A 15,446-nucleotide genomic window follows, 5' to 3' on the forward strand; every position below is an offset into this window, starting at 1 on the left:
ACAACAGGGAGTGACGCCCGTTGGCTACGCTGCGGTACGGTAACGTCTCCCAGCACGGGCGTCGCTAGCACGCCGGTTCGACGGACACCCTGGACGCGGTAAGGGGATCGATGACTGATCAGAGCGGGCGCTACGGTGCCCAGGGCGACCAGGCGTGGTTCCCCGGCGAGCAGCAGCAGCCCCCGCAGTACGGTCAGCAGCAGGACCTCGGGCAGCAGCAGGAATTCGGTCAGCAGCAGTACCCGCAGGGGTATGTGCAGCAGCCGGGCATGCCACAACAGGGCGTGCCGCAGCAGGGGATGCCTTTGCAGGGGGGGCCGCAGCAGCAGATGCCCCAGCAGCAGGTGCCGCAGCAGCAGGTTCCTCAGCAGCAGATGCCGATGGGCGGCCAGGGCTACCCGCAGCAGCAGGGGTTCGTCCAGCAGCAGCCGCAGGGGTATCCGCAGCAGCAGGGCATGGTCCGGCCCGGGATGACGCAGGGCGGCCAACAGCAGTTCGGGCAGGACCAGTTCGGGCAGCAGCAGGGCTTCGCGCCCGGGCAGCCGATGCCGCAGCAGGGAATGCAGCAGCAGGGCATGCCGCAGGCGATGCCGCCGCAGCAGGCGCAGATGCCGATGGGCGGCCAGGGGTATCCGCAGCAGCGCGGGGCGACCCAGGGCGGTCAGCAGCAGTTCGTGCAGCAGGGTGTGTCGCAGTCGCAGTCGCAGCCGATGCCGCAGGGCATGCAGGGGATGCAGCAGCCGGTGCAGGGCATGCCGCAGCAGGCCGCACCGCGGCCGGTGCAGCAGCAGCCCGCACCGCAGGCGCGTCCCGCCGGGCCCGGTCCGGACGGCATCGACTGGGAGGCCGAGGCCGCCGCGCTCGACAACCCGGGGGCGGCGTCGGCCGCCGCGGAGGTCGACCAGCGCGCGGACGAGCCCGAGGCGTGGGCCGAGGACGAGTACGCCGAGGAGGAGCGCAGCTCGTTCCTCTCCGAGCAGGACAACTCCCGCGAGGCCGAGCGCAAGCGCAAGGAGAAGGGCAAGAAGTCGGGCCGCCGCAACAGCGGCGCCTGCCTGGTGGTCGCCCTGGTGCTGCTCGGCGCGACCGGCGGCGCGGGCTGGTGGGGCTACGGCCAGTACCAGAAGCGCTTCGGCCCGCCGCCGGACTTCAACGGCGACGGCAGCGGCTCCGTCAACATCACCGTCGCCTCCGGCGCGGTCGGCGGCGACATCGCGAAGGTGTTGAGGGACGCCGGCGTGGTGAAGAGCATCAAGGCGTTCACCGTCGCGTACGACAAGAATCCGAAGGCGCGTGGCATCCAGCCCGGCATCTACACCATGAAGCACGAGATGTCCGCCGACGCGGCCGTCAAGGAACTGGTGGAGTCGAACGGCGGCAACGTGCTGATCATGCCGGAGGGCATGATCGCCGCGGACATCTACACCAAGATCGACGAGAAGCTGAAGCTGGAGAAGGGCACCACCGCCAAGGTGGCCAAGGACCAGGCCGGCAACCTCGGCCTGCCCGCCTACGCCAACAACAACCCCGAGGGCTTCCTGTACCCGACCCGGTACTCCATCACCGACGGCATGAAGCCCGAGGACCTGCTCAAGCAGATGGTGGGGAACGCCGTCCAGCGCTACAACGAGCTCAAGCTGGACGAGGCCGCGCAGAAGATCGGCCTGAAGAACGCCTACGAGGTGATCACCGAGGCGTCGATCCTGCAGGCCGAGGGCAACAACGACCACGACTTCGGCAAGATGGCCCGGGCCATTTCCAACCGCCTGACCACCAACGTCACCGGGCACAAGCTCGGCCTGGACACCACGCTGCAGTACCAGTTGGGCCGCAAGGAGCTGAGCTACGCGGAGATCAACGACCGCTCGCTGAAGTACAACACCAACATGAATCCCGGCCTGCCGCCCACGCCGATCTCCAACCCGAGCGAGAACGCGATCAGGGCGGTCCTCAACCCGACCCCGGGCGACTGGGTGTACTGGCTGGCGATCTCGCCGTCGGAGACGAAGTTCGCCGCGACCGGCGAGGAGCACGCGAAGAACACCGAGAACTGGTGCATCTCGCGGGGCAAGCAGTACGACTCGAAGCAGGTCGTCTGCAAGTGAGTCGTGGGCGCGGCCGGTCGGTGCGACCGGCCGCGCCGCCGTGTCGGTACTACCGGCACCCGCTGCCGTCGACCGCCTCGTTCCGGTTGCCCACTCCCGGCCCACCGGCCGACCGGGGCGCAGGGCGTCCGGTGGGCGGGACGGCTTTGCGGGGTGGCCGGGGGTGGCGAGTAGCGTGATGCGGATGGAGACCTTGCAGCCCTCTGAGCCGGCCCTGTTGGAAGCCGCCCACGTCGATGTGGTCCGCGGTGGGCGGTACTTGCTGAAGGACGTGTCGTTGACCGTTCGGGCCGGGGAGCACTGGGCGGTGCTCGGGGCGAACGGGGCGGGGAAGAGTACGTTGTTGTCGCTGTTGGGGGCGGTGGAGCATCCGACGGCGGGCAGTGTGAAGGTGCTGGGGCGGCAGCTCGGGCGGGTGGATGTGCGGGAGTTGCGGGCGCATCTCGGGCATGTGAATCCGCGGCATCCGCTGCGTTCGCCGTTGACGGTGCGTCAGGTGGTGCTGACCGGCGTCACACAGTCGATCGAGCCGGACCCGTTCCGCAAGCCGACGGCCGAACAGCTCGACCACGCCGAGGAGTTGATCCACGCGCTGGGTGTCGCGCACCGTGCCGAGAGCGCCTGGACGACGCTGTCGCAGGGCGAGCGCGGGCGGGTGCTGATCGCCCGGGCGCTGATGCCGGAACCCCGGCTGCTGCTGCTCGACGAGCCCGCCACCGGGCTGGACCTGACCGCGCGCGAGCAGTTGCTGGAGAGCCTGGACGGGCTGCGCCGGCGCTTCCCCGAGGTGGCGTCGGTGCTGGTCACCCACCACCTGGAGGAGCTGCCGGAGACCACCAGCCACGCGCTGCTGCTGCGGGACGGACTGGCCACCGCGGCCGGCCCGGCCGGTGAGGTGCTCACCACCGAGCTGGTCTCCGACTGCTTCCGCCACCCGATCCGGATCGGCCACAGCGAGGGCCGCTGGACGGCCCGGACCCGCCGGGGCGCCGCGTGAGCGTCCGGGACTGGGTGCTGCGTCCGGCCACCGACGCCGACCTGGAACCGCTGGTCGAGCTGCGGGCGGCGGCGATGCGTCCCGACCTGGAACGGCTCGGCCGTTGGGACGAGCACCGGGTGCGGCAGCGGATGCGCGACGCGTACCGGGCTGCGCACACCGCGGTGGTGGAGGTGCCGGGCTTTCCGTCGCCGGCCGGCTGCCTGGCGGTGCGCCCGGACGAGGACCGGCCCGACACGGTGGTGCTGGAACACTTCTACCTCGACCCGGCGTTGCACGGCCGGGGCCTCGGCACCGCCGTGCTGCGCTCCGCGCTCGACGACGTCGACGCCGCCGGGCAGGCCGTGCGGCTGGTCGTGCTGCAGGGCAGCCCCGCCCGCCGGCTGTACGAGCGGCACGGCTTCGGGTTCGCGTCCGAGGATCCGATCGACGTCCGGCTGTGCCGTCCCCCCGTCTCCCGAAAGGCCGTCCCGTGACCACCCCGCACCGCGCCGCCGTGCTCGGCTCGCCGATCGCCCACTCGCTCTCGCCCGCGCTGCACCGGGCGGGCTATGCCGCGCTCGGGATGGACGGGTGGAGCTACGACCGGTACGAGATCGACGAGGCAGGGTTGGAGGCGTTCGTCACCGACCTGGACGCCGCATGGGCGGGCCTGTCGCTGACCATGCCGTTGAAGCGGGCGATCCTGCCGCTGCTGGACACCGTCAGCGACACCGCGCGGTCCGTGGACGCCGTCAACACCGTGGTGTTCGGGCCGGACGGGCGGCGGCACGGCGACAACACCGACGTGCCCGGGCTGGTCAACGCGCTGCGCGAGCGGGGTGTCGGGCGGGTGGAGTCGGCGGCGGTGCTGGGCGCCGGGGCCACCGCCTCGTCCGCGCTGGCCGCGCTCGGGCAGCTCTGCGACGGGCCGCTGACGGTGTACGTGCGCAGTGCCGAACGGGCCGCCGAGATGCGGGAGTTGGGGGAGAAGCTCGGGGTGGCGGTGCGCACCGCCGACTGGGCGGACGGGGCGCAGGCGCTGGCCGGGCCGCTGACCGTCTCCACCACGCCGGTCGGTGCCACCGACGCCTTCGCCGCGCAGCTGACCGGCACGCCCGGGGTGCTGTTCGACGTGCTGTACCACCCGTGGCCGACCGCGCTGGCCGCCGCCTGCCTGGAGCGCGGCGGCACCGTGCTCGGCGGGCTGGACCTGCTGGTGCACCAGGCGGTGCTCCAGTTCGAGCGGTTCACCGGCGTCGAACGCGGCCCGCTGGCGGCGATGCGGGCCGCGGGCGAGGCGGCGCTGGCGTCCTGAGCTGCCCGGCGTCGTGAGCTGCCCGGGGTCGTGAGCTGCCCGGGGTCGTGAGCTGCGGCTTCGGCGCGGCGATCGCGGACGTTCGGTGTCCGTCACGCGGACCGTGCCCACGACGGCCGTCCGGACGTGAAAGGATCGGTGCTTGCCCCGCCGCGCTTCGCAGCGGGGGCAGGACGAGACGCCGGACCGGCCGCCGTGCACGGCGAGCGGGCCGCTGACGAAGGAGCTTTTCGGTGGGTAGCTTGCGCTGGCTGACGGCGGGGGAGTCGCACGGCCCCGCTCTGGTCGCGACGCTGGAGGGCCTGCCGGCCGGAGTGCCGGTCACCACTGCGATGGTGGCCGACGCGCTGGCCCGCCGGCGGCTCGGCTATGGTCGCGGCGCGCGGATGAAGTTCGAGCAGGACGAGGTGACCTTCCTCGGCGGTGTCCGGCACGGCGAGACCATGGGCTCGCCGGTGGCGATCATGGTCGGCAACACCGAGTGGCCGAAGTGGGAGCAGGTCATGTCGGCCGACCCGGTCGACCCCGAGGTGCTCGCGGGCCTGGCCCGCAACGAGCCGCTGACCCGCCCCCGTCCGGGCCACGCCGACCTGGCCGGCATGCAGAAGTACTCGATCGACGAGGCCCGGCCGATCCTGGAGCGCGCCAGCGCCCGGGAGACCGCCGCCCGGGTCGCGCTCGGCGTCGTGGCCCGCTCCTACCTGAAGGAGACCTGCGGCATCGAGATCGTCAGCCACGTGGTCGAGCTGGCCGCCGCCAAGGCCCCCGCCGGGGTGCTGCCGCTGCCCTCCGACGAGGCCCGCCTCGACGAGGACCCGGTGCGCTGCCTGGACGCCGACGCGTCGAAGGCGATGGTCGCCGAGATCGACCAGGCCCACAAGGACGGCGACACCCTCGGCGGCGTCGTCGAGGTGCTGGCGTACGGCGTGCCGGTCGGCCTCGGCTCGCACGTCCACTGGGACCGCCGGCTGGACGCCCGACTGGCCGCCGCGCTGATGGGCATCCAGGCGATCAAGGGCGTCGAGGTCGGCGACGGCTTCGGCCTGGCCCGCGTCCCCGGCTCGCAGGCGCACGACGAGATCCTGCCGACCCCCGACGGCGTGAAGCGCGCCTCCGGCCGCTCCGGCGGCACCGAGGGCGGCCTGTCCACCGGCGAGGTGCTGCGCGTCCGCGCCGCGATGAAGCCGATCGCGACCGTCCCGCGCGCCCTGCAGACGCTGGACGTGCGCACCGGCGAGCCCGCGAAGGCGCACCACCAGCGGTCCGACGTGTGCGCCGTCCCGGCGGCCGGCATCGTCGCCGAGGCGATGGTGGCGCTGGTGCTGGCCGACGCGGTGGCGGAGAAGTTCGGCGGCGACAACGTCTCCGAGACCCGCCGCAACGTGCAGTCCTACCTCGACAACCTGATCGTCCGATGACCAGCCCCGCGGTGGTGCTGGTCGGCCCGCCCGGCAGTGGCAAGTCCACCGTCGGGCGGGTCCTCGCGGAGCGCCTCGGCCTGCCGTTCCGCGACACCGACGAGGACATCGAGCGGACGGCCGGCAAGCCCATCCCGGAGATCTTCGTCGACGACGGCGAGCCGCACTTCCGGCAGCTGGAGCGGGCGGCCGTCGCCGCCGCCGCCGCGGACTTCTCCGGCGTGCTGGCGCTCGGCGGCGGCGCCGTGATGGCCTCCGCCACCCGCGAGGTGCTCGCGCCCCTGCCGGTGGTGTTCCTGGAGGTCGCCCTCGCCGACGCGGTCAAGCGGGTCGGCCTGGACGCCCCCCGCCCGCTGCTCGCGGTCAACCCCCGGGCCCGCTGGCGCGAGCTGATGGAGGCCCGCCGCCCGCTGTACCTGGAGGTCGCCACCGCCGTGGTCGACACCCAGGGCCGCACCCCCGAGCAGGTCGCCGACGCCGTACTCGAAGCACTGGAGCTGAAGAACCCCCATGACTGACGAGATCGTCCGGATTCAGGTCGCGGGCAGCGACGGCCACGACCCGTACGAGGTGCTGATCGGGCACCGGCTGCTCGGCGAACTCGCCCCGCTGATCGGCCCGAAGGCCAAGCGGGTGGCGGTCATCCACCCGGAGGCGCTGGAGGCCACCGGCGAGGCGATCCGCGAGGACCTGGCCGAGCAGGGCTACGAGGCGATCGTCCTGCAGGTGCCGAACGCCGAGGACGCCAAGAGCGTCGAGGTCGCCGCGTACTGCTGGTCGGTGCTCGGCCAGACCGGCTTCACCCGCAGCGATGTGATCATCGGCCTGGGCGGCGGCTCGACCACCGACCTGGCCGGCTTCGTCGCCGCCACCTGGCTGCGCGGAGTGCGCTGGATCTCGGTGCCCACCACGCTGCTCGGCATGGTCGACGCCGCGGTCGGCGGCAAGACCGGCATCAACATCGCCGAGGGCAAGAACATGGTCGGCGCCTTCCACCCGCCCGCGGGCGTGCTGGCCGACCTCGGCACCCTGGAGACCCTCGGCAAGCACGACTACGTCTCCGGCCTCGCCGAGGTGATCAAGGCCGGCTTCATCGCCGACCCGGTCATCCTCGACCTGATCGAGCAGGACCCCGCCGCCGCGACCAGCCCCGCCGGGCCGCACACCCTGGAGCTGATCCGGCGCGCCATCCAGGTCAAGGCCGACGTGGTCTCCGGCGACCTCAAGGAGTCCGGCCGCCGCGAGATCCTCAACTACGGCCACACCCTCGGCCACGCCATCGAACGCAACGAGCGCTACAAGTGGCGGCACGGCGCGGCGATCTCCATCGGCATGGTCTTCGCCGCCGAACTCGGCCGTCTGGCCGGGCGGTTGGACGACGCCACCGCCGACCGGCACCGCACCGTGCTGGCCTCGGTCGGCCTGCCGCTCAGCTACCGGGCGGACGCCTGGCCGAAGCTGCTGGACGCCATGAAGATCGACAAGAAGTCGCGCGGCGACCTGCTGCGCTTCATCGTCCTGGACGGCCTCGCCAAGACCTCCGTGCTGGAGGGCCCCGACCCGTCGCTGCTGGTCGCCGCGTACGCGGAGGTCTCCGGATGACCGCCCCCGTGCCGGTGCTGGTGCTCAACGGCCCCAACCTGGGCCGGCTGGGCTCCCGCGAGCCCGACGTGTACGGGTCCACCTCGTACGCGGGCCTGGTCGCGCGGTGTGCCGCGCTGGGCGCGGAGCTCGGGCTCTCGGTCGAGGTGCGGGAGACCAACTCCGAGGCGGAGATGGTCGGTTGGCTGCACGAGGCGGCGGACGCCAAGACCCCGGTGGTGATCAACCCCGGTGCGTTCACCCACTACTCGTACGCGATGCGGGACGCCGCCGCGCAGCGCACCGCCCCCCTCATCGAGGTGCACATCTCCAACCCCTACACCCGCGAGACCTTCCGGCACACCTCGGTGATCGCCGCGGTCGCCTCCGGCACCATCGCGGGCTTCGGCCTCGGCTCGTACGAACTCGCCCTGCGGGCCCTCGCCGAGCAGCTCACCACCCGCTGAAACCCCTCGCCGGCCCGGTCGCGGACTTGTGCCCGCCACCGGGCCGACGTGTACATTCGGCGCAGGGAGGTGACGGTGAGCCAGTACGCGCAGAGCCACCAGCCGGGGGGTCAGGTGCCGCCCCGTCCGGGGACGCCGCCGTATCCGACGGTCCCTCAACCGCCGTACCCCGCACCGGCACTGCCCGCCACCACCCAGGCCATCCCCACCCTCGGCCCGATCCCGGGCCGACCCGATCGGCCGACCGTCCCGCTCAAGGCCGTCGGGCCCGTCGCCCCCGGCGGCACCGGGCACTTCCTGCTCCCCAGCGGCGGCACCGTCCAACTCCCCGCCGTGCCGCCGCCGATGCCCGCACTGCCCGCGCCCCTGCCCACCGGCCCGATCGCCGTCCTGCTGATCGGCGCGGCCGGCGCCGGCAAGACCACCGTCGCCCGCTACTGGGCCGAACGCCGGCCCACCCCCACCGCGCACATCAGCCTCGACGACGTCCGCGAATGGGTCCAGGCCGGCTTCGCCAACCCGCAGTCCGGCTGGAACACCGCCTCCGAGGCCCAGTACCGGCTCGCCCGCCGCACCTGCGGTTTCGCCTGCCGCAACTACCTCGCCAACGGCATCTCCTGCATCATCGACGACGCCGTCTTCCCCGACCGCCCCGCGATCGGCCTCGGCGGCTGGAAACGCCACATCGGCCCCGGCATGATCCCCGTCGTCCTCCTCCCCGGCCTCGACCGCGTCCTCGCCCGCAACGCCGAACGCTCCGGCAACCGCCGCCTCTCCGACGACGAAGTCGCCCGCATCCACGGCCGCATGGCCGGCTGGCGCACCTCCGGCCTCCCCATCATCGACAACTCCAACCTCACCGTCCCCGAGACGGCCGCCGCCCTCGACCAGGCGATCCTCTCCCGCCTCCACCAGGCCTGACCGCCCTGCCGTAACGTTCCGCCGGCCGACACCCTTCGCTGCGCGGGGCCCCGCTGGGTGGCGAACTCGATCGTTGCCGGTGCTCCTGTGGCTCTCTTCCTGGACTTTCGGCTCTGCCGATGTGTCGGTGCGGGCGGGGAGAATAGGGGTGTTGGACGAGATCGATCGAGGAGTTGACGCGGGTGCCCGAGGGGCATGTGGTGCATCGGTTGGCCGGGCTGAACGGGGAGCTGTTCGGGGGGCGGGCGGTCAGGGTTTCTTCGCCGCAGGGGCGCTTCGCGGAGGGGGCGGCGCTGTTGGACGGGCGGGTGTTGGACGTGGCGGAGGCGCACGGGAAGCACCTGTTCCTGGGGTTCGGCGAGTCGTGGCTGCATGTGCACCTGGGGTTGTACGGGAAGTACGAGTTCGGGGTGGGGGAGCCGCCGGAGCCGGTGGGGCAGGTGCGGTTGCGGATGGCGAACGAGGAGGGGTTCGCGGATCTGCGGGGGCCGACGGCGTGCGAGGTGGTGACGCCCGCGGAGAAGGCGGCGCTGCACCGGCGGCTGGGGCCGGATCCGTTGCGGGCGGGGGAGGCCGGGGACGCGGCGTGGTCGCGGATCTCGCGGAGCGGGACGACGGTGGCCGCGCTGCTGATGGACCAGAAGGTGCTGGCGGGCGTCGGGAACGTCTACCGGGCGGAGGTGCTGTTCCGGCTGGGGATCAGCCCGCACCGGGCGGGCCGGGATCTGAGCCGGGCCGAGTGGGACGCGATCTGGGCGGATCTGGTGGCGCTGATGCACGACGGCGTCGCGGCGGGCCGGATCGACACCGTCCGGCCGGAGCACACGCCGGAGGCGATGGGGCGTCCGCCGCGGGTGGACGACCACGGCGGCGAGGTGTACGTGTACCGGCGGCAGGACCAGCCGTGTCTGGTCTGTGAAACCCCGGTGCGGACGGAGGAGTTGGCGTCCCGCAACCTGTTCTGGTGCCCGCGCTGCCAGCAGTCCTGACGCGGCACCCAGAAGACCGGGGCGGCTGTGGGACACCTCCGATCTGACATCGGCAACGCTGGGACGCGCCGAGGTCCGGGCCGAAACGTTCTGCCGGGCAGCCTGCTGTGTCGGAGGCCGCCCGGCTGGACGAACTGAAGTGCCGTCAGTCACTCACGGCCAGCAGGACTACGGCGACGCGGCACCCGTCGCGCTCGTACTCGATGTGGCTGCCTGCCGCGCGGCCGGCGAGAGCGTGCCCGAGCGGGGTGAAGGGGCTGAGCTTCTCGATGCCGGCGGTGTGCGGTTCCTGCGAAGTGATTTCGTACGTCTCCTGCTCCCCGTCGAAGTCGACCTGAACCAGTCGGCCGGGGCACACCGCACCTGTTACAGCCTTGCGGTCGCCGGTCAAGTAGGCCTTGAGTAGGGCGGCGCGTTCCTCCAGTTGTTCCGTGAGTTCGCGCTGCCTGCGCTGCTGGTCGGTGCGGGCCCGGGGACGCGAGTTGTGGCCGGCCGGATCGGACTGCTGCTCCAGCTGTGTGCGCAGCTGCTCCAATTCGTGGCGGATGCGCTGTTCCGTGGAGCTCGGGAGGGCATTCGGGCCCGGAAGCTCGGAGCCGGGCGAGGACTGCTGTGGCGTGGGTGCGGGCGCCGGGGGGATTGTGTCTGTTGCGGTTCTGGTGGTCTCCGCCACGATGACGGGCCGCAGAGCAGCGTCGACACCTCGGGTGACGGCTTGCTCGACGGCGGTTCGCAGTCGGGTCTCCGCCGCCGCCCGGTTGCGGTACCAGTCGGTGCCCCAGATTCGATGCAGTGTCCAGCCGAGACTGCCGAGCATGGATTCCCGCAGCCGGTCCCGGTCACGGGCGGTTTTGGAGGAGTGGTACATGGCACCGTCGCACTCGATGCCGAGGGCATAGCGTCCGGGCCGCAGCGGGTCACGCACTCCCAGGTCGATGCGGTAGCCGGCGACACCTACCTGGGGCTGAACGATGTAGCCCCAGCCGCGCAATACCTCCAACACCGATTCCTCGAAGGGGCTCTCGGGTTCGGCGTCGGTGTCGGTGCTGTCCTGAGCGAGTGCGACCGGCCCGTGCTTTGCGTATTTGAGGTACCGGGCGAAGTGTTCGAAGCTCGCGCTCTCGGACGGCCTGAGTGCCTCGGGTTCGAAGGAAGCCATCACCTCGACCCGGTACCGGGCGCGGGTGACAGCGACGTTGAGGCGCCGCCAGCCGTCCTTGCGGTTGATAGGCCCGAAGTTCTGGTTGAGTCTGCCGTTCTCATCAGGGCCGTAGCCAACTGACATGATGATCACATCGCGTTCGTCCCCCTGTACCGCTTCGAGGTTCTTGACGAAGAATCCGTCCAACCGGTCGTCTGAGAAATGCTCGTCCAGACCGGGGTTCCGCCGACGTTCCTGCTCGACCGCCTCTCGGATCACGTCGGCCTGGGACTGGGAGAGCGCGACGACACCCAGTGACCGCCCGGGGCGGGTACGGAAGTGGTGGATGACGCGTCGGGCCACCGCGGCGGCTTCACCAGGGTTGTTGCGGGCCGCCGCACCCGAGCGGTACACGCCTTGTTCGGCCGTGAAGAAGGCCACGCCCACGTCAGGACCTTCGGCGAATGCCCCGGGGAAGGTGGTCATCGAGCCCCGGTAGAACTGCCTATTGCTGAAGGCAATCAGGTGTTCGTGCCGACTCCGATAGTGCCAGCGTAGCGAGAGTTCCTTGAGCATCCCGTTGCCCTTGGCGAGGGAGAGCAGGGACTCGTACCGGGGAATCTCGTCCTCGGCGTACGGGTCGTCCTCTTCGTCCTCGCCGGCTGTGAAGAATGTGGTGGGCGGCAGCTGGTTCTCGTCTCCGGCGACGATCAGGGACTTGGCCCGGTAGACGCAGTTGATTGCGTCCTGGGGCAGCACCTGGGATGCCTCGTCGAAGATCACGACATCGAAGGTGAAGTCGGGCGGCAGGAACCGGCTGACCGTCAGGGGGCTCATCATGAAGCAAGGCTTGACGCGCAGTGCCTCAGCGCCGGCTTCGCGAAGGAGCACATGCACGGGCTTGTGCCGGATTTTCTTCTTGCCTTCGTGTTGGATCAGCCTTGTACCGGGGCTGCTCAGCACAGCAGGCCGATTCAGATCGCAGGTCCGTGCCACCCGGTTCCGGGCATGCTCGGCCAGAGACAGGTCGATGTCGCGGAAGGCGGCAACCTTGTCGTCGCGGTCCTCAGCCCGGTTCCACACCAGACGGGGATCCTTCTGGAGCACACGGTCGATCCAGGAGTGCAGCACAGACTTCTCGACAACCTGCGGGAAGTCCTCAGGCATGATTCCGGCCCGGACGGCACGGAATGTCAGGTCACCCAGGCCGGCTTTCTCCAGCGCTTGTTGGCCGCGCTGGTAGGCCGCCCACTCGTCAGGTCCGCCGCGGTCGCCGTCCAGCAGCGCAAGGAGCTGTCCGGCCGAGGCCGTCACGGACAGGGCGGCGCGCAGTTCACGTCGTCGCGGCTCGTCGAACAATCCGGCAAGCCTGGCGCAGGAGCGGTCCCAGTACCCCTTGGCTTCTTCCAACTCCGGGTCCGGAAGCGTCCGATGGAGGATCTGGGCCGCCTCGGAAGGGAAAGCTTCGTCATCGAGCAGACAGCTCTTCCGCAACTGCCGCAGCCAGACCGAGGCTTGGTCCAGCGCAGCGCGTTGTGTATCACGACCTGCGTACAGCACACCGAGAAGGGCACCGTCCTGCGCGGAGTGGGCGGCGAACTCGTCACCGGCGACCCGTGCGGCCAGAGCGGCCACGATCGCGGAGCGTGCCTCCGCCAGGGTACGGCCGTCTCGTCCGGAGACGGCGCGGACCGTTTCGAGCAGCTGCGCGGCTTCTCGCAGCGGCGTCACGTGCGCACCGCTCCAGCGGGCGGCGTCGGCCAACGGGCCGTCCTCCAACTCGCAGGGTGCGCCGAGGTGAGGGGGAAACACCAGCGAGTCGCGCCATGTGGAGAGCGCCTCGCCTGCGCTCTGAGCTGCCTCGCGGGCCGTCGTGCGGGGCTCGCCGCCATGAGCGAGTTGGGAGCGGAACGCCTCGGGATCCAGTACCAGTGGGGCCAGTTCGGCGGCCTGCTCCGCATGGCCGAGTGCTTTCTCCGCCGCGGCGAAATCAGTCTCCTCGCCCTGCCAGAAGTGGCCGAGGAGGTCTCCTGCCCGGCGGCTCTCGTGATCCAGCCGTTGTTGGGCCTGTTGCCAGGCGACCGCATCCGGAAGCGCAGCGATGACGACCTTCGTGCACTTGGCGCCTTCGGGGAGTAGGCCCCGGACGGTGCGACGGTCGGCCCGGTACACGGAGGACAGGCGCGCGGTGAGCGAACGGTGCACGGTGGCGAAGCGCTGGGCTACATCCGCAAGCGTGGACTCCTCCAGGGTTCGTTCGGTGAACCGCCGGCTGGCTCTGTCACGCGTCGCCCGCAGATTGGCGATCGTGTCGGACAGTTGATCCAGGGCAGTGCGGGCCTGGGCTGCGCCCACCGGGGTGAGCCATCTCGCGGGAGGCTTGTCCGTCTGCTCCGGCAGAGACAGCTCGGTCAGACGGGTCAGGCGCAGGCCCTGTGCGCAGCTCTCCGGCGCGGGGATGCCGTACACGCGGGCGGTGCGGGCCAGTTGCTGCCGTACCTGTTCCAGGTTCTGCGCGTCGGCGGCCATCCGGTCCGCAAGCGCACTGACCTGCGGAGCGGTGGCATCGGACAGCCTCATACCCGGCGGAGAGAGTTCACCCAGTGCCTGCTCCTTCGGCCCGGGCTCGGGAGAAACCGGTGCGGCCGGCCTCGCAAGTTCGGCCCATTGCGGTCCGAGCAGGTCGTGCGCCGCCTGCTCGGCGGCCTCTACTGCGTCCAGCCGACGTTCGAACGTTCGGATGCCATCGGTGAGAGCGGTTGGCTCGGTCTCCAACCAGGCGATGGGGACAACAGGCCTGTGGGCACCCAGTCGTATCGCATTCATCAGGCATTCGGCGTCGTAGAGGCCGTCCCAACCCATGGCTTCTATCAATGACGTGTGCTGCACCAGGGCGTTGCGCAGGGCAGCGAAGTCTTCCAAGGCTCTTGCGAGGGAATCCAGCTCGCCGCCGGTTCCGCTCAGCTGACGCCAGACGAACGACTCTCCCTCCACTGCGGGTCGCCAGGAGCGGGACACCCAGCGCGCGCTGTCGAGGATGCCGCGAAGGCGTTCCTCCGTGAGGCCGGCGGTGTCGAACTCCGGCTCCGGGGCGAGCTGCGGCAGCGAGTGCAGCAGCGAGACACGGCCCAGGATGTCGTGCAGGGAACGGTTCATGCCGTCGTGGTGTTCGTTCATCGCCATGGCGTAGCCCGAGAGCTCTCGGCGCAGCTCCTGGGCGGTGAGGAGTTCATCGCGGCGCGAGGTCGGGAAGGACCTGCGGGGCGCGGTGAGCGATCGGCCGAGATCCTGGGCCACTTGCTTGCGGTTGGCGGTATTGCTGTGCAGCGCAAGGACGTAGTCGTCCAGGCCGATCTGCTCAAGGCGGTTGCGCACCACGTCGAGTGCAGCTGCTTTCTCGCTGACGAACAGGACACTGCGGCCCTTCTCCAGGAGGCCCGCGATGATGTTGGTGATGGTCTGACTTTTGCCCGTGCCGGGTGGGCCGTCCATGACGAAGCTGCGCCCCTCGACCGCGGCGGCGATGCATTGACGTTGGGAGGAGTCGGCATCCAGCACGAGTGGAGCCTGTTCCGGTGGCTGCTTCTGGTCGATCAGGTCGAGTGGCACCGGATCGAAGTCGAACGCGTCCACGGTGCCTGCCGTGTCGGCGCCCAGACCCAGGGTGCGCACCAGCGGGCTGGCCAGGATCCGGTGCATGTTGTCCCGAAGATCTCGGTACATCACCTCCTTGCTGGAGTTGAAGGCGTCCAGGACGATGCGCTCACTGACCTGCCATCCGGCGCGGTCCGAGACGGTCCGCCGAACCTGGTCCAGCAGAACCATCGCGTCGGTGGGCTCGATCTGCTCGGGAGCGGGCCACTCGATGCCCATCTCCTCCATCTTGACGGCCAGCGCGGGGTTGAAGCTCAACTCCTCGTCTCCGTTGAGCTCCAGGAGGAAGGAGTCGCCCTTCCACTTGCGCAGCCGCACAGGTATCAACAGCAGAGGTGAGGCCACAGGTTCAGCGTCGGCGGCCGGACGCCAGTGGAGGAAACCGACGCCGAGGTGCAGAACCCAGAGTCCGAAGTCGTTGTACTTCTCCTGCGCGACGGTGGCCAGGCGTTTGAGGTGCCTGTCCTGCTCGGCCTGGGTCGTTTTACTGGTGCGAAGACCGAGCCGGGTGCTGCCACCACCAGCGCGGGAACTGGGAGTGTCGACAGGCCGACCGCCGGTCGGCTTCGAGAGTTGCACACCGGTGTGTCCAGGCAGTTCGGGCTGTGATCCGCCACCGGAGAGAGACTCCAGCACCGGGGCGAACAGGCATCCCTTGGGCAGTGTTTCCAGCACCTGCGTCAGTTCCGGGGCAATGATGTCTGTACCTGCCTGCTTGCTGCCGCGCCGGTAGTGCACCAGGCGGTTTCGAAAGCCCAGGTCGATGAGGGACTTCTGCCAGGACTCCAGTAGCGGCTTCAAGGGGTCGGCGGTGCTGCGCTGTCCGGACTGGCGGTAGGCCATGCAGGTGACTCCGTTCAAACCTGTCGGGTCGTG

The 15,446-nt window shown here is 70.6% G+C and carries 11 protein-coding genes; 10 read left to right on the top strand and 1 reads right to left on the bottom strand.

Translation table 11 applies throughout. The features are described from left to right. Positions 1-110 precede the first annotated feature (110 nt). From mltG to ACFV4P_RS00315, 10 genes are all read left to right on the top strand, one after another. The gene (mltG, locus tag ACFV4P_RS00270) at positions 111-2,105 is read left to right on the top strand and encodes an endolytic transglycosylase MltG (RefSeq protein ID WP_380465678.1); all 1,995 of its coding nucleotides are present in this window, start codon (positions 111-113) and stop codon (positions 2,103-2,105) included. A 184-nt stretch (positions 2,106-2,289) separates the two neighbouring features. After that, entirely contained in the window at positions 2,290-3,102 is an 813-nt protein-coding gene (locus ACFV4P_RS00275) for an ABC transporter ATP-binding protein (RefSeq protein WP_380465680.1), read from the top strand. Further along, positions 3,099-3,578 (top strand): GNAT family N-acetyltransferase, encoded by a 480-nt coding sequence (locus tag ACFV4P_RS00280; RefSeq protein WP_380465682.1) that lies wholly within the window; start codon positions 3,099-3,101, stop codon positions 3,576-3,578. The genes ACFV4P_RS00275 and ACFV4P_RS00280 overlap by 4 nt, the downstream gene beginning before the upstream one ends. After that, positions 3,575-4,399, top strand: coding sequence for a shikimate dehydrogenase (locus ACFV4P_RS00285; RefSeq protein ID WP_380465684.1), 825 nt, complete (start codon positions 3,575-3,577; stop codon positions 4,397-4,399). Before ACFV4P_RS00280 ends, ACFV4P_RS00285 begins: the two co-directional genes overlap by 4 nt. Positions 4,400-4,632: 233 nt before the next feature. Beyond that, positions 4,633-5,817 carry a chorismate synthase gene (aroC, locus tag ACFV4P_RS00290; RefSeq protein ID WP_143200454.1) on the top strand — a complete coding sequence of 395 codons (1,185 nt, stop codon included), beginning with the start codon at positions 4,633-4,635 and terminating at the stop codon, positions 5,815-5,817. Further along, entirely contained in the window at positions 5,814-6,335 is a 522-nt protein-coding gene (locus ACFV4P_RS00295) for a shikimate kinase (protein ID WP_380465686.1), read from the top strand. Before aroC ends, ACFV4P_RS00295 begins: the two co-directional genes overlap by 4 nt. Then, positions 6,328-7,419, top strand: coding sequence for a 3-dehydroquinate synthase (gene aroB / locus ACFV4P_RS00300; protein ID WP_380465688.1), 1,092 nt, complete (start codon positions 6,328-6,330; stop codon positions 7,417-7,419). Before ACFV4P_RS00295 ends, aroB begins: the two co-directional genes overlap by 8 nt. Next, complete coding sequence (gene aroQ, locus ACFV4P_RS00305) at positions 7,416-7,865, top strand: type II 3-dehydroquinate dehydratase (RefSeq protein WP_380465690.1); 450 nt, start codon at positions 7,416-7,418, stop codon at positions 7,863-7,865. The genes aroB and aroQ overlap by 4 nt, the downstream gene beginning before the upstream one ends. A gap of 75 nt (positions 7,866-7,940) precedes the next feature. After that, complete coding sequence (locus tag ACFV4P_RS00310) at positions 7,941-8,786, top strand: AAA family ATPase (protein WP_380465692.1); 846 nt, start codon at positions 7,941-7,943, stop codon at positions 8,784-8,786. A gap of 182 nt (positions 8,787-8,968) precedes the next feature. After that, the gene (locus ACFV4P_RS00315) at positions 8,969-9,775 is read left to right on the top strand and encodes an Fpg/Nei family DNA glycosylase (protein WP_380465694.1); all 807 of its coding nucleotides are present in this window, start codon (positions 8,969-8,971) and stop codon (positions 9,773-9,775) included. A gap of 145 nt (positions 9,776-9,920) precedes the next feature. Here the strand turns inward: ACFV4P_RS00315 and ACFV4P_RS00320 are convergent, their stop codons facing one another. After that, positions 9,921-15,413 (bottom strand): DUF4011 domain-containing protein, encoded by a 5,493-nt coding sequence (locus ACFV4P_RS00320; protein ID WP_380465696.1) that lies wholly within the window; start codon positions 15,411-15,413, stop codon positions 9,921-9,923. Positions 15,414-15,446 lie beyond the last annotated feature (33 nt).

Source organism: Kitasatospora sp. NPDC059795 (assembly GCF_042732175.1).
GTDB lineage: Bacteria > Actinomycetota > Actinomycetes > Streptomycetales > Streptomycetaceae > Kitasatospora.